Origin of the sequence: Pseudonocardia acidicola, assembly GCF_012911935.1 — a bacterium.
Lineage (GTDB): Bacteria > Actinomycetota > Actinomycetes > Mycobacteriales > Pseudonocardiaceae > Pseudonocardia > Pseudonocardia acidicola.
Genome location: NZ_JAAXLA010000036.1, coordinates 31,590 through 50,645 on the forward strand (window position 1 = coordinate 31,590; position 19,056 = coordinate 50,645).

Sequence of the window (19,056 nt, forward strand, 5' to 3'; positions counted from 1 at the left end):
CTGTGGCGGTTCTATGCAGTGCGGTTAGCGGATGAAGTAGATGACGGCGAAGAGCCCGATCCACACCACGTCGACGAAGTGCCAGTAGTAGGACACGACGATCGCCGCAGTGGCCTGAGCCGGGGTGAACTTGCTGAGCTTGGTGCGGATCAGCAGGTAGACGAACGCGATCAGGCCGCCGGTGACGTGCAGCGCGTGGAAACCCGTCGCCATGTAGAAGACGGTTCCGTAGGCGCTGGAGGAGATGGTGGTGCCATCCTCGATCAGCGTGCGGTACTCGTTCGCCTGGCCGAGCACGAAGAACGTGCCCATCGCCAGGGTGATCAGGTACCAGCGCCGGAGGCCGAACACGTCGCCGCGCTCGGCCGCGAACACGCCGAACTGGCAGGTGAACGAGGAGGCGACCAGGACGATGGTCACCACCAGCGCATACGGGACTTCCAAGTGGGTCGGCGGGGGAGGCCACTCGCCGACGTTCTGGGCGCGCGCGGTGAAGTAGATCGCGAACAGCCCGGCGAAGAACATCAGCTCGCTGGACAGCCAGACGATGGTGCCGATGCTGACCAGGTTCGGGCGGTTCAGCGAGTGGATCCGCGCACTGATGTTGGGAGCCGCTGTCGTCACTCCGGCATTATGACCCCAGGCCATCTTCTACAGCCTGTCGGGGGAGTCACGGCGGCGATCACGCCCGAGTGATTGAACGCCGCACCGGGCCGCCGAGTTCCCGCCCGCGCCCGGAGGTGGCTCGGCTGACTACGATGACGCCCCGTGAGCAGCGCAGCCGGCAGCCCGGAACAGCAGCAGACCTGGACCGTGCTGGTGTTCAGCCACCGCCCCGAGGTCCGTGAGGCCATCACGACGGCCATCGGCCGGCGACCGGCCCCGGACCTGGGCCGGGTGCGGTTCCACGAGGTCGGCGGCATCGCCGATGTGCTGGCCGCCTGCGACGCCGGTCAGGTGGATCTGGCGATCCTCGACGGGGAGGCCCAGCCGACCGGGGGGATGGGGCTGTCGCGCCAGCTGAAGAACGAGATCGACGACTGCCCGCCGGTGATCGTCACGGTGCGCCGCCGCGACGACCGCTGGCTCGCGACCTGGTCGCAGGCCGACGCGGTGCTCGTGCACCCGCTCGACCCGCTGACCGCCGCCGAGACCGTGGCCGACGTGCTGCGCCGGGTGCGGTCCGGCGAGCTCGTCACGCGGAGCTGACCGACTTTCACGACAGGACGGTCCATGATGGCTGATTCGGATTCACAGACCTGGCCCGGAGTGCTGGGGCGGCTGATCAGCCGTCAGGACCTCGACGCCGCGGACACCGCCTGGGTGATGAACCGGGTGCTCTCGGCCGAGGCGACCCCGGCCCAGCTGGCCGGTTTCCTCGTCGCGCTGCGCGCCAAGGGGGAGACGCCCGCCGAGATCAGCGGGCTGGCCGATGCGATGCTGGGACACGCCCGCCGGGTGGTCGTGCCGGGGCCGGCCGTCGACATCGTGGGCACCGGCGGCGACCAGGCGAACACGGTCAACATCTCGACGATGTCGGCGATCGTGGTGGCAGCCGCCGGGGTGCCGGTGGTCAAGCACGGCAACCGGGCCGCATCGTCCGCGTGCGGAGCGGCCGACCTGCTCGAAGAGGTCGGCGTCGCGATCGACCTGCCACCCGAGGGAGTCGCCGCGTGCGTGGCCGAGGTCGGGATCGGATTCTGCTTCGCGCCCGTGTTCCACCCCGCGATGCGGCACACCGGCGGTCCGCGCCGCGAGCTCGGGGTGCCGACCGCGATGAACGTGCTGGGGCCGCTGACCAACCCGGCCCAGCCGCCGGCCGCGCTGGTCGGGTGCGCCGACCCGCGGCTGGCCCCGCTGCTGGCCGAGGTGTTCGCCGGCCGGGGGATGTCGGTGCTCGTCGTCCGCGGCGACGACGGGCTCGACGAGCTCACCACGACCACCACCAGCACGGTCTGGATCGCGGGCGGCGGCGAGATCCGGACCGAGACGCTGGACCCGGCCGCGCTCGGCGTCGCCCCGGCGACGCGCGACGACCTGCGCGGCGGCGATGCAGCGGTGAACGCCGCGGCCTGCCGGGCGCTGCTCGCCGGTGACCGCGGGCCGGTGCGCGACGCGGTGCTGCTCAACGCGGCCGGCGCGCTGGTCGCCTTCGACGGCCCGCCCGCGGATCTCACCGAGGCGATGGCCGGCGCACTGAAGCGGGCCGGGTCGGCCATCGACTCCGGGGCGGCCGCGACGCTGCTCGACCGGTGGGCGCAGCACTCGACCGCGCTGAAGGGCTGACCCCCCGGCGCGGCCTCAGCCCAGCCCGACGGAGAAGGTCGCCTCGGTGTCCGCTCGGGAGTAGGAGCGGAAGGCGATGTGGGTGTCGGTGTGCCGCACCCCATCGACCTTGCTCAACCGGCCGGCGATCACGTCGGCGAGCTGTTCGTGCTCCGCGACCTTGACGACGGCGATGAGGTCGACGTCGCCGGCGCAGGAGTAGACCTCGCTCACCCCGTCGAGATCCGCGATGGCCTGTGCGGTCTCCGGGATCCGGTCGGCGGCGGTGTGCACCAGGACGATCGCGGTGATCACGTCGGTTCCCTCCTCGGTGGCGGCCCCGACGGACGGTGGGGCCGGACGGGCGGAGGCTAGCCGAGTCCGGCGCCCGAGGCGTCCACGACAGGCGCGGGGCGGGCGCGCCGCGCCCACCCGCCCCACGATGCCGCCCCGCGGGCGGGCTCGGACCAGTTGGGCTCGCTGTACACCAGCCGGGTCCCCCCGGTGGTCAGCCAGCGGTGCAGCAGCCGCACCTCCTCGGCCGGCGCTCCGTACAGCGGGCCCGGGCCGGGCAGGACCGTCTGCGCGCCGCGCCGCAACGCCTCGACCACCGGCATCGGCGGGGTCCCGCGGCGGGCCACGCCGGCCGCGGCGAGCCGGCCCCAGCGCAGCACCGCGAGCTCCCAGCCGCCGTGCCCGTCGGGCCGGGCCCCCACCAGCTCGGGCAGCGCGGCCAGCGCGGCCAGTCGCTGGGACCGCTCCAGCGCGACGATCAGCCTGGCGAGCTGGTCGCGGCGGCGTGCGGCGGCCTCGAAACGTTCCCGGTCGGCCAGCGCGGTGATCTCGTCGGCCAGCGCGCGCAGCGCCCCGTCGTCCTGCCCGGCGACCAGCGCCTGCAGTGCGGCGACCGCGGGCGCGTAGTCGTCCACCGGCTGGTACCCGGCGCACGGGGCCTTGCAGCGGCCCAGCTCGTGCAGCACGCACGGGGCGGCCGACGGGTTGCGGGCCGGGATCCGCTGCGTGCACCGGCGCAGCGGGACGACCTCCAGCAGTGTCTCCGCGGCCGCCCGGGCCGAGCTGCGCGAGCCGAACGGGCCGAGCGCACCGGCGCGCGGGCTGGTGACCACCGACAGGCGGGGGAACGCCTCGGCGGTGGGCGCCACCCACCAGCCGCGGTCGGGATGGCGCGAGCGGCGGTTGTAGCGCGGCTTGTGCGCGGCCAGCAGCCGCAGCTCCCGGACCCCGGCCTCCAGCGCGTGCGCGCACACCACCGAGTCGACCCGCTCGGCCAGCCCGACCATCTCGCGCACCCGGCGGCGGCGCTCGCCCGCCGTGAAGTAGCTGCGGACCCGGCGGCGCAGGTCGCCGCTGGTGCCGACGTAGAGGACCTCGTCGCGGGGGCCGCGGAACAAGTACACCCCGGGCGCGCTCGGCACCGGCTCGGCCAGCCTGCGCTTCTGCCGCTGCTTCTGGGTCGGCCGGTGCGCCGATGCGTCGCGGGCCAGGGTCAGCAGCTCCTCCAGGCTCTGCACACCCAGGTTGCCGATCCGCTCCAGCAGGTGGTGCAGCACCTCGACGGTGGCCCGGGCGTCCTCCAGCGCCCGGTGAGTGGGCAGGGTGGTGGTGCCGAGGAGCCGGGCCAGGGCGCCCAGCCGCACGCTCGGCGCCTCGCTGCGCGGGAGCACCGCACGGGCCAGCCGGGCCGTGCACAGCACCGGCGGCCGCGGCCACACCCGGCCGTGCCGTTCGCACGCCGCGCGCAGGAAGCCCACGTCGAAGGGCGCGTTGTGGGCCACCAGGACCGAACCGGACAGGAACTCCAGCAGGGTCGGCAACACCTCCGGCAGCCGCGGCGCGCCCGTGACCAGCGCCGTGGTGATGCCGGTCAGCGCGACGACGTTCGGCGGGATCCCGGTGCCCGGGTCGACCAGGGTGGCCAGCTCGCCGATCCGCTCGCCACCGCGGATCCTGACCGCGCCGATCTCGGTGATCGCGTCGCCTGCGGCGCTGCCACCGGTGGTCTCCAGGTCCAGCACCACGAAGGTGACCTCGCGCAGGGGGGTGCCCAGCTCGTCGAAGGACAGCTGGGGAGCTTCGGTGGACGGCAGCGACGGCACGGGTGCGGACGGTAACTGCGGCCTCCGACACTTCCGCGCCGCCCGTCAGCATGACGGCGTCCCCCGGCCGGTCGCCGCACGGATAGCCTGGACCGATGTACCCCGACGCAGACGACTCGCCCGGTGCGGGCGACGTCGCGTCGTGCCCGCCCGACGAGACCGCCGCCGCGCCCGACGAGCCGGCCGCCGCCGTCGACTGGGCGAGGTTGCCCGAGCCGGTCCGCACCCGGCTGGCCGAGGTCGCCGCGACCGCGGTCGGGGAGCTGCCGGTGGCCGACGTGCCGGTGCCGCTGCGCCGGCTCGCCCGGTTCACCCCGGCCAAGCGGGCCAAGCTGGGCGCCACCACCCTGGTCGCCGAGCTGCACTCGTCGGCGGCGTTGCGGACCGCGGTGCTGGCATGGTGGGACGCGCACCGGCCGGGTGAGCTCGATGCCGGCTCCGAAGACCCGCTCACCGCGGCCGCCGCCGGTGTGCTCGGCGCCGACCCGAACGCCGCCGAGCTCGTGCAGGCCGCTGCCCGCCGCGGCGAGGTGGCCGAGCTGCGCGCGGAGCGCGACGCCGCGCTCTCCCGGGTGGACAAGCTGACCGTCGAGCTGGAGCGGCTGCGCGGCGAGCTCGCCGAGGCCCGTGAGCAGGCGCGCTCGGCCGACCAGCAGCGGGACGTGGAGTACCAGCAGCTGCGCCGCAGGGTGGGGGAGCAGGGCGCGAAGCTGCGGGCCGCGAACGACGCGAAGGCCGCCGCGGAGAACGCGGTGCACGAGCTGCGGCGCGCGGCCGAGCAGGAGCTGGCCGCCGCGCTCGCCGAACGCGACCGCGAACGCGCCCGGGCCGACCAGGAACGGCGCCGGGCCGCCCGCGCGGCGGCCGAGGTGGCGGCCGCACGGCAGGCCGCGCGGGAGGCCCGGCAGGCCGACGAGGTGCGGCTCGGACTGCTGCTGGACACCCTCGGTGGGGCCGTTTCAGGGCTGCGCCGGGAGCTCGCGCTGGGTGGCGGGGGCGGGCCCCGTCCGGGTGATCTGGTCGCCGGGGTGCGCGGGGCGGCCCGCGCCGGGGCGCCGGTGGACGATCTCGCAGCCTTGGACGCGCTGCTCGCGCTGCCCGCGGTGCACCTGGTGGTCGACGGCTACAACGTCAGCAAGACCGGCTACCCGGAACTCCCGCTGGCCGACCAGCGCACCCGGCTGGTGGGCCAGCTCGGTGCGCTGGCGGCGCGGACGGGGGTCGAGGTCACCGTCGTCTTCGACGGGTCCGGGGTGGTCGCGGCGCCGACCCGCGGCTCGCGCGGGGTGCGCGTGCTGTTCAGCGACGCCGGGGTGCTCGCCGACGACGTGATCCGCTCGCTGGTCGCGGCCGAGCCCGAGGGCCGGCCGGTCCTGGTGGCGACGTCGGACCGCGCGGTCATGGAGTCGGTGCGCCGCCGGGGCGCGCATGCGCTGCCCTCACCGGTTCTGCTGGCGCGGTTGGTCCGGGGTTGAGCCCCGGCCGGCCCGGGTGGTCGAACCGGCCGGCTCGCACTCGCTCGCCCGGGAATGTCGGTGCCCGGTCGTAGCGTCCGCGGCGATCGCGAACCGGATCGTCGAGGGAGCAGAAATGATCATCGACTGCGACAGCTGCGCGGTCCGCGGGGACGCCTGCGGCGACTGCGTGATCGGCGTGCTGCTGGGTGTCCCATCGCCGCGCGTCCGGACGGGGGAAGCACCGTCCGGCGCCCCGATCGTGCAGTTCGACGCACCGGAGGAGCGCGCGCTCGCTGTTCTGGCGGACCAGGGTTTGGTGCCGAAGTTGCGTTTGGTGGCCGATCGTCCGCGCCGAGCTTCCCCCGACTCGACGAGTGATTCCCAGGGTCGTCACGTAGGGTAATGAAATGCCGTCATAGAACGGCGACCGGTCACTTCCTGGTGCCTGACAGTGACTACTGCAACTCGCCACGCCGAGGCGCCCCCGTGTTGGACGCCTTTGGGGCTGTCTCCGTAATCTCCGCGAGACCTTGCGGAGGGTCAGCCATTCGACCGGAGTGGCGACGCAGGGTCACCGTCTGCTCCATCGTTCGGGACATTCGTGCCCCGGTCGGGGAGCGGCGGTTCGAGGAAGGAGACACGTCCGCGTGGTGTCGCCTCGACGCAGTGGTACCCGGCCCGGCCGGTTCGTCCTGCGGGCGCTGCCCGTGATCGTCACCGCTGTCGTGGCCGTCGGGGTCGCCGTGACCCCGGCCGGTGCAGACCCAGCCCCGCCACCCCAGAACGCCGCCGACGCGCAGGCCCAGCTCCAGCAGGCCCAGCACGATGCGGAGGCGATCACCGAGCAGTGGCACGCGGCGCAGGACGACCTGACGGCCAAGAAGGCCCAGGCCGAGACCCTCGCCGCCGCCGTCGGGCCGGCCAAGGCCGCCGCCGATCAGGCGAGGGCCGACGAGGAGCAGTTCCGCCAGCAGACCGACATGGTCGCGCTGTCCACCTTCGAGAGCGGCCGCCTCGACCAGTTCAGCGCGCTGCTCGCGAGCGCGTCGCCGCAGGACTACATCGACCAGATGTCGGCTCTGGAGACGCTCTCGGCCGAGCAGAAGCAGGCTCTCGACGAGCTGCTGGCCAAGGTCCAGGCCACCCAGAAGGCGCAGGCCGACGCCGACGCCGCGACCACCGCGGCCCAGCAGGCCGCCGATGCGGCCCAGCAGGCCGCCGATGAGATCGGCGCCCGCAAGAAGGACGCCGAGACCCACGTCGCCGAGGTCGAGAAGCTGCTGGCACAGCTCAGCCCGCGGCAGCGCGACGAGATCAACGGGCCCACCATCTCCGCGCCGGTCCTGCCGATCCTCGGCACCGGGGTCGGGGTCCGGGCGCTCAAGGCGGCCGCCACCCAGCTCGGAAAGCCCTACCAGTGGGGCGCCACCGGCCCGAACAGCTACGACTGCTCCGGGCTCACCTCGTGGGCGTTCAGGCAGGCCGGCATCACCCTGCCCCGGTCGAGCAGCCAGCAGGCGACGGTCGGCCAGCCGGTCTCCTGGGACCAGTTGCAGCCCGGTGACCTGGTCTTCTACTACCACCCGGTCAGCCACGTCGGGATCTACGCCGGCGACGGCAAGTTCATCAACGCGCCCCAGACCGGTGACGTCGTCCGGTACCAGACGGTGTCGAAGAGCGCCTTCTCCGGCGCTCGGCGTCTCTGACAGACTCATCCGCTCCCCACACCCGGGCGGCGGCCGGTCCGAGACCGGCTGCCGCCCGATCTGTTTCTCGGGCCAGATAGCGTCGCGCCCGTGCCTCGCACACTGCTGGTGACCAACGACTTCCCGCCCCGCGCCGGCGGCATCCAGAACTACCTCCAGGCGCTGGCCGACCGGTTGCCCGCGGGCGAGCTCGCCGTCTACGCGCCCGCCTGGCCGGGAGCCGCCGAGTTCGACGCCGGTCGCGGCTACCCGGTGCACCGGCACCCCACCTCGCTGATGCTGCCGGTGCCCGCGGTCGCCCGGCGGGCTGCCGCGCTGGCCCGCGAGCACGGCGCCACCACCGTCTGGTTCGGCGCGGCCGCGCCGCTGGCGCTGCTCGGGCCGGGTCTGCGCCGCCGGGCCGGGGTCGAGCGCGTGGTGGCCAGCACGCACGGCCATGAGGTGGGCTGGTCGATGCTGCCCGGCGCCCGGCAGGCGCTGCGCCGGATCGGCAGCGACGCCGACGTGCTCACCGTCATCTCGCGTTACACCCGGGGCCGGGTGGCCGCCGCCTTCGGGCCCCACGCCGCACTGGAGCACCTCCCGTCGGGGATCGACGGTGAGATCTTCCGCCCCGACCCGGGAGCCCGCGCCGAGCTGCGCGCCCGCTACCGCCTGGGTGAGGCTCCGGTGGTGACGTGCGTGTCCCGGCTGGTGGCCCGGAAGGGCCAGGACATGCTGGTGCGGGTGCTGGGTGAGCTGCGCAGGCGGGTGCCGGGAACCCGGCTGCTGATCGTCGGTTCCGGCCCGGACGCCGGCCGCCTACGCCGGCTGGCCGCCGAACACGGCGTCAGCGAACACGTGGTGTTCACCGGCGCGGTCCCGGCGGCCGAGTTGCCCGCGCACCACGCGGTCGGGGACGTCTTCGCGTTGCCGTGCCGGACCCGCGGCGGGGGACTGGACGTCGAGGGGCTGGGCATCGTGCTGCTCGAGGCCTCCGCCTGCGGGGTGCCGGTGGTGGCCGGCGACTCCGGTGGCGCCCCGGAGACCGTGCTGGAGGGTCGAACCGGGCACGTGGTGGGCGGTCGCGACACCGCGGCGCTCACCGACGCGCTTGCCCGGCTGCTGGCCGACCCCGACCGTGCACAGGCGATGGGCGCCGCCGGGCGGGAGTGGATGCTCCAGGACTGGAGCTGGTCGGGTCTCGTCCGGCGGCTGCGCGGGCTGCTCGACGGCGCACCGGTGGTGACCGGCGGGTGATGCCGGCTCAGGCGTGCTGCTTGGCCCCGCTGTAGATCGCGCTGATGTCGTCGGCGAACTTCGAGGCGACGACGTTGCGCTTGACCTTCATCGTCGGCGTCATCTCGCCGCCCGCCTCGGTGAAGTCCACCGGCAGGATCCGGAACTTGCGGATCTGCTCGGCCCGGGACACGGCCTGGTTGGCGTCCTCCACGGCGGCCGCGATCTCGCCGCGCAGCTCGGGGTCGTCGACCAGGTCGGCTGCGCCGTCTCCGGCCGGTTTGCCGTTGCGTTCCCGCCAGGCCGGCAGCGCCTCGTGGTCGATCGTGATCAGCGCGGCGACGAACGGCTGCCCGTCGCCGACGACCATGCACTGGCTGACCAGCGGGTGTGCGCGCAACCGGTCCTCGAGCACCGCCGGGGCGACGTTCTTGCCCCCGGCCGTGACGATGATCTCCTTCTTGCGGCCGGTGATCGTCAGGAAGCCGTCGTCGTCGAGCTCGCCGATGTCGCCGCTGTGGAACCAGCCCTCCTCGATCGCCTCGGCGGTCGCGGTGGGGTTGCGCCAGTACCGCCGGAACACGATGTCGCCGGACAGCATGATCTCGCCGTCGTCGGCGATCCGGACGGCGTGCCCGGGGATCGGGCGGCCCACGCTGCCGACGCGCTGCGCCGACAGCGTGTTCACGGTGATCCCCGCCGAGGTCTCGGTGAGTCCGTAGCCCTCCAGGATCGGCAGCCCGACGCCGCGGAAGAAGTGACCCAGCCGCTCGCCGAGCGGGGCGCTGCCGGACACCGCGGCGACGACGTTGCCGCCGACCGCGGCCCGCAGCTTGCCGTAGACGAGCTTGTCGAACAGCGTGTGCTTGAGCGACAGCAGCAGGCCCGGCCCGCCGGCGTCCTGGGCCCGGCTCCACGCGATCGCGGTGTCCGCGGCGGCGTCGAAGATCTTTCCCTTGCCCTCGGTGTGGGCCTTCTGCCGGGCGCCGTTGTAGACCTTCTCGAACACGCGCGGCACCGCGAGCAGGAACGTCGGCCTGAAGACGGCCAGGTCGGCCAGCAGGTTCGCGACGTCGGGGGTGTGTCCGATGGTCGTGCGGGTCTGCACCGCGCCGCACTGGATGACCTTGCCGAACACGTGCGCGAGCGGCAGGAACAGCAGTACCGAGCCGCCCGCGGTGAGCAGTTCGGGGAAGACGTCGGACACGGTCTTGCACTCGGCGACCAGGTTGCGGTTCGTCAGCTCGACGCCCTTGGGCCGGCCGGTGGTGCCCGAGGTGTAGATCAGGGTGGCCAGGTCGTCGGCCTTGACCGCACGGCGCCGGGCGTGCACCTCGTCGTCGGCGGTGCCGGAGCCGAGGGCGACCAGTGCGTCCACCGCCCCGGGTGTGCTCGGCGACCCGGCGGGTGGCTCGATCTGCCAGATCCGCTTCAGCGCGTTCAGTGAATCGGCGACGCTCTCGACGAGGCCGCGGTGCTTCTCGGTCTCGACGATGATCGCGACGGCGCCGGAGTCGGACAGGATCCAGGAGATCTGCTCGGCCGAGGAGGTCTCGTAGATCGGGACCGTGACGCCGCCGGCGGCGAGGATCGCGTAGTCGAGCAGCGTCCACTCGAAGCGGGTGCGTGACAGCAGGGCCACCCGGTCACCCGGCTCGACCCCGGCGGCGATCAGCCCGCGGGCCACGGCGGTGACCTGCTCGGCGAACCGGGCCGCGGGGACGTCGGTCCACGCGCCGTCGGCGCCACGGCGCCGGAACAGGATCGCGTCGGCGTGCCGCTCGGCGTTGTGGTAGACCGCGCCGACGAGGTTCTCGTCCTCACCGACCCGGACCGTTGCGGGCACGCTGTACTCACGCACTGTTGACCTCCTGGCCGGCGCTGGCAGGCTTCTCCGCGCGCAACCTATCGTGTCGCTGCACCCGGGTGCACTGTCTGTTTCGACCGATTTCGCCGGCGCGGCGGGCATGCGGAAGGCTGAACGGCATGCCGTCGGTCGACGTGGTGGACGAGATCTTCCTCGCGGTCCCGCGCGAGCGGGTCGCAGCCGAGTTCGCGGTGCCTGCGCGCTGGTCGCAGCTGTGGCCCGACCTGCGGCTGGAGGTGGTCACCGACCGCGGGCCCCGGGGTGTGCGCTGGACGGTCGAGGGCGCCCTGGTCGGCAGCATGGAGGTGTGGCTGGAGGAGGTGCTGGACGGCACGGTCCTGCACTACTTCCTGCGGGCCGACCCGGTTGGCCCGGACGGGGGTCCGGCGCCCGCGCCGCCGCGCCGGGCAGCCGCGGAGTCGCGTCGCCGCCAGCGCGCGGCCAAGGCGATCGGGTTCGCCCTGAAGGACCGGCTCGAGGCCGGGCGCGAGGCGGGGGAGCCGCCGGGGTCCTGGCCGGACGCGGACTGACGGCGACGCGCGCACTGAAACAGGGCGACTCGCGGGTGGGGTGGCGCGACTCGCGCGACGACGATCACCGCGCCGCGGCCGGCGGCGCGAGGTAGCGTGCTGATCCATGCGCGTCCACGTGGTCTCCGACGTGCACGGCAACACCGAGGCGCTGGCCCGGGCGGGCGACGGGGCGGACGCGCTGATCGTGCTGGGCGACCTCGTCGACTTCGTCGACTACCACGACCCGGCCGGCGGGATCCTCGGGCGCGTCCTCGGGCCCGAGGCCAGCGCCCGGTTCGGCCGGCTGCGCGCGTCGGGCCGGCCCGGTGAGCTGGCCGAGTACGCCCGGCAGGCCTGGTCCCGCTTCGAGGACCCGGCGGCGGTCGTGGAGGAGGCGGTGCGGGCGCAGTACGCCGAGATGTTCGCGGTGCTCCCGGCCCCCGCCTACGCCATCCCCGGCAACGTCGACCTGCCGCACCTGTGGCCCGAGTTCGCCGGGCCTGGCCTGTGCCTGGCCGACAGGCGGGTGGTCGAGATCGGCGGGCTGCGCTTCGGCTTCGTCGGCGGTGCTCCGCTGCCGGCCGGGCTGGTGCGACGCCGTGGCGGCCCCTGGCAGCCGAACCTGCTGCCCGCCACGGAGTTCGGTGCCATCGCCGTGGGACTGTCCGAGGTGGACGTCCTCTGCAGTCACGTCCCGCCCGCGGTTCCCGACCTGGTCTACGACGTGGTCTCCCGGCGTCCGGAGTCCGGCGGCCCCGGCCTGCTCGACGTGATCGCCCGGGACCGGCCGCGGGCCGCGCTGTTCGGGCACGTGCACCAGCCGCTCGCCGCGCGGATGCGGGTCGGGCGCACCGAGTGCGTGAACGTCGGGCACTTCCGCCGCAGCGGCGTGCCCTATGTCCTGCGCTGGTGAGCGGCGGACCGGGAGGTACATTGCGCGCCATGGCCGACGCGACCACGTCCTCGATCTCCATCGCCGCGGATCCGGAGCGGGTGATGTCGGTGATCGCCGACTTCCCCGCGTACCCCGAGTGGGCCGAGCAGGTGAAGACGGTCGAGGTGCTCGAGACGGGTCCCGGGAACCGCGCCGAGCGGGTCCGGTTCACGATGGACGCCGGGCCGATCAAGGACTCCTACACGCTCGACTACGACTGGGCGCCGGACGGGCTGTCGGTCAGCTGGAACCTCGTGAAGGGCCAGATCCAGAAGGCGCAGACGGGCTCCTACCGGCTCGTCGCGGACGGCGAGTCGACCACGGTGACCTACTCGCTGGCGGTCGACCTGAACATCCCGATGATCGGCATGCTGCGCCGCAAGGCCGAGAAGGTGATCATCGACACCGCCCTGAAGGGGCTCAAGCGGCGGGTGGAGCGCGGCGCGAGCTGACCTCTGCGCGGCGGGGGTCGATCGCCTCGCAACGTGGGGCGGCTACGCTCCGGCGGTGCGCGTGGTGCTGTTCACCGGCAAGGGGGGCGTCGGCAAGACCACCCTGGCCGCGGCGACGGCTGCCCTCCTGGCGCGAGCCGATCGCAAAGTGCTGGTCGTCTCCACCGACCCGGCACACTCGCTCGGCGACGCCCTGGCGGCGGATCTCGGCGGCGAGCCGGCCGAGCTCGAGGCCGGGCTGTTCGCCGCGCACATCGACACCCGTGCCCTGCTCGACGGCGCGTGGGGGCGGCTGCAGGGTCACCTGCGCACCCTGCTCGCGGGGGCCGGCGTCGACGAGCTGGTTGCCGACGAGCTGACCGTGCTGCCCGGCGTCGAGGAACTACTCGCGCTCGGCGAGGTGCGCCGCGCGGCGGAGACCGGGCCGTGGGAGGTCGTGGTCGTCGACTGCGGCCCCACCGCGGAGACACTGCGGCTGCTCGGCCTGCCCGCGGCGCTCAGCGGCTACCTGGAGCGGCTCTTCCCGGCTCACCGCCGCGCCGTGCGGGGCATGCTCGCCGGCCTGGCCGGCGGCCGCACGGCGTCGGAGTCGCTGGCGCACTGGGACCGCACGGTCGACGCCCTCGACGGCCTCGCCGATCAGCTCACCGGGCTGCAGGGCATGCTCGCCGACCAGCGCCGGACCGGTATCCGGCTGGTGCTGACCCCGGAGCGGGTGGTCGCCGCGGAGACCCGGCGCACGCTCACCGCGCTGGCGCTGCACGGGCTGCGGGTCGACGGGCTGGTGGTCAACCGGGTGCTGCCCGCCCCGCCCGCGTCGCTGCGCGGGCCGGCCGGGCGCTGGCTGCGCGAGCGGCACGCCGAGCAGCAGGGGGTGTTCGGCGAACTCGCCGGTCTGGACGTCCCGCTACGCGCCGCCGAGCACGCCGCGGCCGAGCCCATCGGCGTGCCCGCGTTGCTGGAGCTGGCCCGCTCGGTCTACGGCGACGCCGACCCGGTGGCCCCGGCCGCCCCGGCCCCGCCGCCGCTGCAGGTGCGCCGCACCGCGGGCGAGGGTATCGCGCTCGACTCGGAGTTCGAGCTGGTGCTGCGCCTGCCCGGCGCCGCCGACGGGCCGCTGGATCTGGCCCGGATCGGCGACGAGCTGGCCGTCACCGTCGGGCCGGCCCGCCGGATGGTCACGCTGCCCTCGGTGCTGTGCCGCTGCGCGGTGACCTCGGCCCGGCTCGCCGGTGACGACCTGCGCGTGGTCTTCGCACCCGATCCCGCGGTCTGGATGCGATGAGCGAACCGATGGACGGGCCCGGCTGCGGTGGGCACCCGGGGCTGGCCGCGGAGCTGCGCGCGATCGCGATCACGGCCCTGGACCGGCTGCAGCCCGCGTTGGAACGGATCCGAACGGACGCCGCGGCCACCCCGGCCGGCTGCGCGGCGTGCCCGATCTGTGCGCTGATCGCTGCGCTGCGCGGCGAACGTCCCGAGCTCGCGATCCGGCTCGCCGAGCAGGCCTCCGAGTTGCTGGCCGTGCTGCGCAGCGCGCTGGACGAGGGCGCAGGCGCCACACCCGGGGGAACCACGGCGAGCGAGCCGGCCGGACCCGCGCGGCGGTCCGTGCAGCACATCCCGGTAGACCGCACATGAGCGTTCGCCGCACCGCCCCGGCTCCTCGCCGCCACCGGGAGACCCTCGCCCGCCGTGAGCCCCTCACCCTGCGCCGGCGGCCGGTGCTCACGGTCGGTGTCGACGTCGGCGGGACCAGTGTCCGGGCCGGTGTGGTCGACGCCGAGGGCGAGGTCCTCGACACCACGCGGGCGCCCACACCGTCCAGCGACGCGGCCCTCGAGGAGACCATCGCCGGCACGGTGCGCGAGCTCGCCGGTCGGCACCGGATCGCCGCGGTCGGACTGGCCCTGGCCGGGTTCATCGGCCCCGATCACCGCACCGTGCGGTTCGCCCCGCACCTGACCTGGCGCGACGCCCCGGTGGCCGACCGCATCGCCGACCGGCTCGACCTGCCGGTGGTCGTCGAGCACGACGCCAACGCCGCTGCGCTGGCCGAGCGCCGGTTCGGCGCCGCCACCGGCGCGTCCGTCGCGGCGTTCGTGGCGCTCGGCACCGGGATCGGGGCCGCCCTGCTGGTCGGCGGCGAGCTGTACCGGGGCACCCACGGGGTGGCGCCCGAGCTGGGGCACCTGCGGGTCGTCCCCGACGGGCGGCCGTGCCCGTGCGGCAAGCGCGGTTGCTGGGAGCGCTACTGCAGCGGCACCGGGCTGGCCACCACGGCCCTGGAGATGCTGGGTCAGGATCACGGCGGATCGCTGCTGGCCCGCGAGGCGATGCGCGACCCCGGCCGGATCACCGGGCAGCGGGTGGCCGCGGCCGCCCGGGAGGGCGACCGGCTGGCCCGGCGGGCGATGTCCGATCTGGGGCGCTGGCTGGGGGAGGGGTTCTCCCTGGTGGCGGACGTGTTCGACCCCGAGCTCATCGTGCTCGGCGGCGGGGTGTCCGAGTCGGCCCCGCTGTTCCTGGACGAGGCCCGCGAGCACTACGCGCGAACGGTCACCGGCGCCGGCAACCGCCCGCTGGCCCGGATCCGCACCGCACAGCTCGGTGAGGCGGCCGCCGTCGTCGGGTCCGCACAACTCGCCCGCGACCTCGTGCACGGCTGAGCGGGCCCCGCCGGGACGGTGCGGCTCAGAGCACCGCGCCGTCGTCCTCCCCGTCGCCGTCGCCGCTCGGCGGGGCGGCCGGCCACAGCCGCAGCACGAGCCAGCCCAGCCCGGCGGCCAGCGACAGCAGCCCGAGCGGCAGTCCGTAGACCGACGAGACCCCGACCAGCGCCGGGTGGATGATCAGCAGCAGGCCGAGAGCCAGCAGCCCCAGGCCGATCACGGCCGGGGGGCCGAGCCGGGGCAGGGGCGGCGGGTCCGGGGGAACGAAGTGGTCGTCCTCATCGGCGGGCGCGGGATCGACCGCCCGCGGTGGCCGGGGCGGCACCGCCGGCCGGTTCTCCTCGGGCCACGGCACGTCGGACCGCGAGACCCCGGACCGTGGATCGTCGAGGCGCGGGCCGTCCGGTTCCAGGTCGTCGAGGCGCGGATCGTCGGGGCTCAGGTCGTCGGGCCACTCGGGGACCCTGCCCTCCCGGCGCCACCCTTCGACGATGCGGTCGAAGTCGTCCCGGATCGGGTCTGGCTCCGGGCCCCCGAACTCGCGGCCGCAGCGCTCCTCGGGATCGTGGCTCATCCGGCACCCTCCGTCGCGAGCGTCCGGAACAGCCCGACGTCCGAGTCGAGGGGCATCGGCGACCTCCCCAGATGCCGTCGGCGACGGCGCAGGGACCATCCTGACACGTTCCGTTCCCGGGCGAGAGACCCTGTCCGGCGGCGACGGTGAGCCACCCGTTGGCATCAACCGGGGGGCTCCGTAGGCTTGGGCCTCCGCGTCGAGGGAGGCACGCCCAGGTGCTGTACTGGTGGTCCAAGTTCGTGCTGCTCGGGCCGCTGTTGCGGCTGCTGTGCCGGCCGACGATCGAGGGAGTCGACCGGATCCCCGAGAGCGGTGGTGCGATTCTGGCGAGCAACCATCTCGCCGTCGTCGACTCGTTCTTCCTGCCACTGCTGGTGCCGCGGCGGATCACCTTCCTGGCCAAGCGTGAGTACTTCACCGAGCCCGGGGCGATCGGCTGGGCGAAGAAGCAGTTCTTCACCGGCGTCGGCCAGGTCCCGGTGGACCGGTCCGGCGGATCGGCGGCCCAGGCCGCGATGAGCACCGCGGTGCGGCTGCTGCGGGAGGAGAAGCTGCTCGGCATCTACCCGGAGGGCACCCGGTCGCCGGACGGGCGGCTGTACAAGGGCAAGACGGGCGTCGCCCGGATGGCGCTCGAGGCCGAGGTGCCGGTGATCCCCGTCGCGATGATCGGCACCGACAAGGTCAACCCGATCGGCTCCCGGATGTGGCGGCCGCACCACGTGCACATCAAGGTCGGCGAGCCGCTGGACTTCTCCCGCTATGAGGGGATGGCCGGCGACCGGTTCATCGAGCGCTCGATGACCGACGAGATCATGTACTCCCTGATGGAACTGTCCGGGCAGACCTACGTGGACCTCTACGCCGCGTCGGTCAAGGAGAAGGCGGCCGCCGCCGAGAGGGAGGCGGCGAGGAGCGACGCCCGCGACGCCGCCCGGGTCCCGGGAACCCGCGCCGGCTGAGCCGCCCGGGGCCACGCCGCCCCGGGCGTGGCCGGTGTCATCGAGCCTCGGCGACCTGCGCCGATTAGCCTGCCCGTCGTGCGGTTTTTCTACGACTGCGAGTTCATCGAGGACGGCACGACGATCGACCTGGTGTCGATCGGCGTGGTCGGCGAGGACGGCAGGGAGTTCTATGCGGTGTCCACGGAGTTCGATCCGGCACGGGCGGGCGCCTGGGTGCGCGCGAACGTGCTGCCGAAGCTGCCCTCACCGGCCGACCGGGCATGGTGCTCACGGGCCCAGATCCGCTCCGGGCTGCTCGAGTTCCTGACCTCGGCCCCCGGAGAGGTCGAGCTCTGGGCCTGGATCGCGGCCTACGACCACGTCGCACTGTGCCAGCTGTGGGGCGCCATGCCCGCGCTGCCCCGCGCCCTGCCCCGGTTCACCAGGGAGTTGCGCCAGCGCTGGGAGGACGCCGGGCGGCCGCCGCTGCCGCCGCCCAGCTCCGACGCCCACGACGCGCTCGCCGACGCCCGGCTCAACCTGCGGCGGTGGGAGGCGATCGACGCGGCGGTCGCCGCCCGGTGAGGACGGACCCACCGGGCGTCGCGCGGCGCGCCGGTCAGGTGAAGATGCTCACCCCGCCCGGGCCCACCAGCAGCCCGACGATGATGAGCACGATGCCCCACAGGAGCTGCCTGCGGAGGAGCGCGACGACACCGGCGACCACGAGGACGACGGCCAGAATCCAGAGAAGAGTCGACATGGCGGGGTATATCCGCAGTGCTCCGATTCGGAATCGGGCCGTCCGGGTGGTCGTGGAGGCCGTTCGGCGCAGCCCCTCCCGGCCGGCGTTCCGCCACTCAGCCGCGGGGCGACCTCGTGTGGGGTAACCCTGCGCCGCACCCCCGGGATGACCGCTTACCCTTGGACACCGTGAACTGGACCGTCGACGCCCCGGTTGAGGTGCTTCCCGAGCTGCCGCCGCTGCCCGCCGAGCTACGAACCCGGCTGGACGAGGCGCTGTCCCGCTCCGCCGCACAGCAACCGGAATGGCCGGACCCGGCGCAGGTCGAGCACGTGCGCACCGTGCTGGAGAGCGTCCCGCCGGTGACGTTGCCCCCGGAGGTCGACCGCCTGCAGGACCGGCTGGCCGCCGTCGCCCGGGGCGAGGCCTTCCTGCTGCAGGGCGGCGACTGTGCGGAGACGTTCGTCGACAACACCGAGCCGCACATCCGCGCCACCATCCGCACGCTGCTGCAGATGGCGATCGTGCTCACCTACGGCGCGAGCGTGCCGGTGGTCAAGGTCGGGCGCATCGCCGGCCAGTACGCCAAGCCGCGCAGCTCGCCCGTCGACGCGCTGGGGTTGCCGTCCTACCGCGGCGACATCGTCAACTCGCTGGTCGCCGACCCGGCGGCGCGGATCCCGGACCCGTCCCGGATGGTCCGCGCCTACGCCAACGCGGGCGCGGCGATGAACCTGGTCCGGGCGCTGACCGCGACCGGCATGGCCGACCTCACGATGGTCCACGACTGGAACAAGGACTTCGTGCGGATGTCGCCCGCCGGGGAGCGCTACGAGTCGATCGCCACGGAGATCGACCGTGCGCTGCGGTTCATCAGCGCCTGCGGGGTCGACGACTACAACCTGCGCAGCGTCGAGTTCTATGCCTCGCACGAGGCGCTGCTCCTCGACTACGAGCGCGCGATGCTGCGGATGGACACCAGCGGCCCCAGCCCGAAGCTGTACGACCTCTCGGCGCACTTCCTGTGGATCGGGGAGCGCACCCGCCAGCTCGACGGCGCGCACATCGCGTTCGCGGAGCTGCTGTCCAACCCGATCGGCCTCAAGATCGGCCCGACGACGACGCCGGAACTGGCCGTCGAGTACGTCGAGCGGCTCGACCCGGACAACACCCCGGGCCGGCTCACGCTGATCAGCCGGATGGGCAACGGCAAAGTCCGTGACGTGCTGCCGGAGATCGTGGAGAAGGTCACCGCGTCCGGGCACAAGGTCATCTGGCAGTGCGACCCGATGCACGGCAACACCCACGAGTCGACCACCGGCTACAAGACGCGCCACTTCGACCGCATCGTCGACGAGGTGCAGGGCTTCTTCGAGGTGCATCACGCGCTGGGCACGCATCCCGGCGGCATCCACGTCGAGGTCACCGGCGAGGACGTCACCGAGTGCCTGGGCGGCGCCCAGGAGATCTCCGACGCCGACCTCGCCGGCCGCTACGAGACGGCCTGCGACCCGCGCCTGAACACCCAGCAATCCCTCGAGCTGGCCTTCCTGGTCGCCGAGATGCTTCGCGGTTGACCCGCGACTCGCG

At 74.0% G+C, this 19,056-nt stretch carries 20 protein-coding genes; 14 read left to right on the top strand and 6 right to left on the bottom strand.

What is annotated here, in order from left to right; translation table 11 throughout:
* Positions 1-24 precede the first annotated feature (24 nt).
* Positions 25-648 carry an aa3-type cytochrome oxidase subunit III gene (ctaE, locus tag HF526_RS19250; RefSeq protein WP_169382918.1) on the bottom strand — a complete coding sequence of 208 codons (624 nt, stop codon included), beginning with the start codon at positions 646-648 and terminating at the stop codon, positions 25-27.
* Positions 649-768: 120 nt separating this feature from the next.
* On the opposite strand from ctaE, the gene HF526_RS19255 reads away from it, so the two are divergent.
* Entirely contained in the window at positions 769-1,209 is a 441-nt protein-coding gene (locus tag HF526_RS19255; protein ID WP_169382919.1) for a hypothetical protein, read from the top strand.
* Positions 1,210-1,236: 27 nt separating this feature from the next.
* On the top strand, positions 1,237-2,286 hold the full coding sequence (gene trpD / locus HF526_RS19260) for an anthranilate phosphoribosyltransferase (protein WP_169382920.1): 1,050 nt from the start codon (positions 1,237-1,239) through the stop codon (positions 2,284-2,286).
* Positions 2,287-2,301: 15 nt separating this feature from the next.
* Here trpD and HF526_RS19265 read toward each other — a convergent pair whose 3' ends face one another.
* Together HF526_RS19265 and HF526_RS19270 are read right to left on the bottom strand one after the other, a co-directional pair.
* Positions 2,302-2,580: an Lrp/AsnC ligand binding domain-containing protein gene (locus HF526_RS19265; protein ID WP_169382921.1), complete on the bottom strand. Its 279-nt coding sequence runs from the start codon at positions 2,578-2,580 to the stop codon at positions 2,302-2,304.
* Positions 2,581-2,636: 56 nt separating this feature from the next.
* A complete protein-coding gene (locus HF526_RS19270; protein WP_338051593.1) occupies positions 2,637-4,382 on the bottom strand; it encodes a DEDD exonuclease domain-containing protein in 1,746 nt (581 codons plus the stop codon).
* A gap of 95 nt (positions 4,383-4,477) precedes the next feature.
* On the opposite strand from HF526_RS19270, the gene HF526_RS19275 reads away from it, so the two are divergent.
* From HF526_RS19275 to HF526_RS19285, 3 genes are all read left to right on the top strand, one after another.
* A complete protein-coding gene (locus HF526_RS19275; protein WP_169382922.1) occupies positions 4,478-5,857 on the top strand; it encodes an NYN domain-containing protein in 1,380 nt (459 codons plus the stop codon).
* A gap of 629 nt (positions 5,858-6,486) precedes the next feature.
* Positions 6,487-7,545 (top strand): NlpC/P60 family protein, encoded by a 1,059-nt coding sequence (locus tag HF526_RS36980; protein ID WP_169382923.1) that lies wholly within the window; start codon positions 6,487-6,489, stop codon positions 7,543-7,545.
* 90 nt (positions 7,546-7,635) lie between these two features.
* Positions 7,636-8,784, top strand: coding sequence for a glycosyltransferase (locus HF526_RS19285; RefSeq protein WP_169382924.1), 1,149 nt, complete (start codon positions 7,636-7,638; stop codon positions 8,782-8,784).
* Positions 8,785-8,791: 7 nt separating this feature from the next.
* Here HF526_RS19285 and HF526_RS19290 read toward each other — a convergent pair whose 3' ends face one another.
* On the bottom strand, positions 8,792-10,624 hold the full coding sequence (locus tag HF526_RS19290) for an AMP-binding protein (protein WP_169382925.1): 1,833 nt from the start codon (positions 10,622-10,624) through the stop codon (positions 8,792-8,794).
* A gap of 125 nt (positions 10,625-10,749) precedes the next feature.
* Between HF526_RS19290 and HF526_RS19295 the strand changes: the two genes are divergently transcribed.
* The 6 genes from HF526_RS19295 to HF526_RS19320 all read left to right on the top strand — a co-directional run bounded on the left by HF526_RS19295 (position 10,750) and on the right by HF526_RS19320 (position 15,197).
* Positions 10,750-11,160: a polyketide cyclase / dehydrase and lipid transport gene (locus HF526_RS19295; protein ID WP_211177479.1), complete on the top strand. Its 411-nt coding sequence runs from the start codon at positions 10,750-10,752 to the stop codon at positions 11,158-11,160.
* A gap of 106 nt (positions 11,161-11,266) precedes the next feature.
* Positions 11,267-12,055, top strand: a complete 789-nt coding sequence (locus HF526_RS19300) for a metallophosphoesterase family protein (protein WP_169382926.1) — start codon at positions 11,267-11,269, stop codon at positions 12,053-12,055.
* Positions 12,056-12,084: 29 nt separating this feature from the next.
* Positions 12,085-12,528 carry an SRPBCC family protein gene (locus HF526_RS19305; RefSeq protein ID WP_169382927.1) on the top strand — a complete coding sequence of 148 codons (444 nt, stop codon included), beginning with the start codon at positions 12,085-12,087 and terminating at the stop codon, positions 12,526-12,528.
* A 55-nt stretch (positions 12,529-12,583) separates the two neighbouring features.
* Entirely contained in the window at positions 12,584-13,813 is a 1,230-nt protein-coding gene (locus HF526_RS19310) for a TRC40/GET3/ArsA family transport-energizing ATPase (RefSeq protein ID WP_169382928.1), read from the top strand.
* Positions 13,810-14,169 (top strand): hypothetical protein, encoded by a 360-nt coding sequence (locus HF526_RS19315; RefSeq protein ID WP_169382929.1) that lies wholly within the window; start codon positions 13,810-13,812, stop codon positions 14,167-14,169. Before HF526_RS19310 ends, HF526_RS19315 begins: the two co-directional genes overlap by 4 nt.
* An 83-nt stretch (positions 14,170-14,252) precedes the next feature.
* Positions 14,253-15,197 carry an ROK family protein gene (locus tag HF526_RS19320; RefSeq protein WP_169382953.1) on the top strand — a complete coding sequence of 315 codons (945 nt, stop codon included), beginning with the start codon at positions 14,253-14,255 and terminating at the stop codon, positions 15,195-15,197.
* A gap of 25 nt (positions 15,198-15,222) precedes the next feature.
* On the opposite strand, the gene HF526_RS19325 is transcribed toward HF526_RS19320, so the two are convergent.
* Positions 15,223-15,774 (bottom strand): hypothetical protein, encoded by a 552-nt coding sequence (locus tag HF526_RS19325; protein ID WP_169382930.1) that lies wholly within the window; start codon positions 15,772-15,774, stop codon positions 15,223-15,225.
* Between the two features lie 218 nt (positions 15,775-15,992).
* Here HF526_RS19325 and HF526_RS19330 point away from each other — a divergent pair, with 218 nt between their 5' ends.
* Both HF526_RS19330 and HF526_RS19335 read left to right on the top strand, forming a co-directional pair.
* Positions 15,993-16,739, top strand: coding sequence for a 1-acyl-sn-glycerol-3-phosphate acyltransferase (locus tag HF526_RS19330; RefSeq protein ID WP_169382931.1), 747 nt, complete (start codon positions 15,993-15,995; stop codon positions 16,737-16,739).
* Positions 16,740-16,817: 78 nt separating this feature from the next.
* On the top strand, positions 16,818-17,306 hold the full coding sequence (locus HF526_RS19335) for a polyadenylate-specific 3'-exoribonuclease AS (protein WP_169382932.1): 489 nt from the start codon (positions 16,818-16,820) through the stop codon (positions 17,304-17,306).
* A gap of 34 nt (positions 17,307-17,340) precedes the next feature.
* Here the strand turns inward: HF526_RS19335 and HF526_RS19340 are convergent, their stop codons facing one another.
* Positions 17,341-17,484 carry a GPGG-motif small membrane protein gene (locus HF526_RS19340; protein WP_169382933.1) on the bottom strand — a complete coding sequence of 48 codons (144 nt, stop codon included), beginning with the start codon at positions 17,482-17,484 and terminating at the stop codon, positions 17,341-17,343.
* A 170-nt stretch (positions 17,485-17,654) separates the two neighbouring features.
* Between HF526_RS19340 and HF526_RS19345 the strand changes: the two genes are divergently transcribed.
* A complete protein-coding gene (locus tag HF526_RS19345) occupies positions 17,655-19,043 on the top strand; it encodes a class II 3-deoxy-7-phosphoheptulonate synthase (protein ID WP_169382934.1) in 1,389 nt (462 codons plus the stop codon).
* Positions 19,044-19,056: the final 13 nt, after the last annotated feature.

Coding starts and splice junctions, on each gene's coding strand:
- HF526_RS19325 (WP_169382930.1), bottom strand. CDS start 15,774: ATGAGCCACGATCCCGAGGAGCGCTGCGGCCGCGAGTTCGGGGGCCCG.
- HF526_RS19305 (WP_169382927.1), top strand. CDS start 12,085: ATGGCCGACGCGACCACGTCCTCGATCTCCATCGCCGCGGATCCGGAG.
- HF526_RS19340 (WP_169382933.1), bottom strand. CDS start 17,484: ATGTCGACTCTTCTCTGGATTCTGGCCGTCGTCCTCGTGGTCGCCGGT.
- HF526_RS19295 (WP_211177479.1), top strand. CDS start 10,750: ATGCCGTCGGTCGACGTGGTGGACGAGATCTTCCTCGCGGTCCCGCGC.
- HF526_RS19315 (WP_169382929.1), top strand. CDS start 13,810: ATGAGCGAACCGATGGACGGGCCCGGCTGCGGTGGGCACCCGGGGCTG.
- trpD (WP_169382920.1), top strand. CDS start 1,237: ATGGCTGATTCGGATTCACAGACCTGGCCCGGAGTGCTGGGGCGGCTG.
- ctaE (WP_169382918.1), bottom strand. CDS start 648: ATGGCCTGGGGTCATAATGCCGGAGTGACGACAGCGGCTCCCAACATC.
- HF526_RS19275 (WP_169382922.1), top strand. CDS start 4,478: ATGTACCCCGACGCAGACGACTCGCCCGGTGCGGGCGACGTCGCGTCG.
- HF526_RS19300 (WP_169382926.1), top strand. CDS start 11,267: ATGCGCGTCCACGTGGTCTCCGACGTGCACGGCAACACCGAGGCGCTG.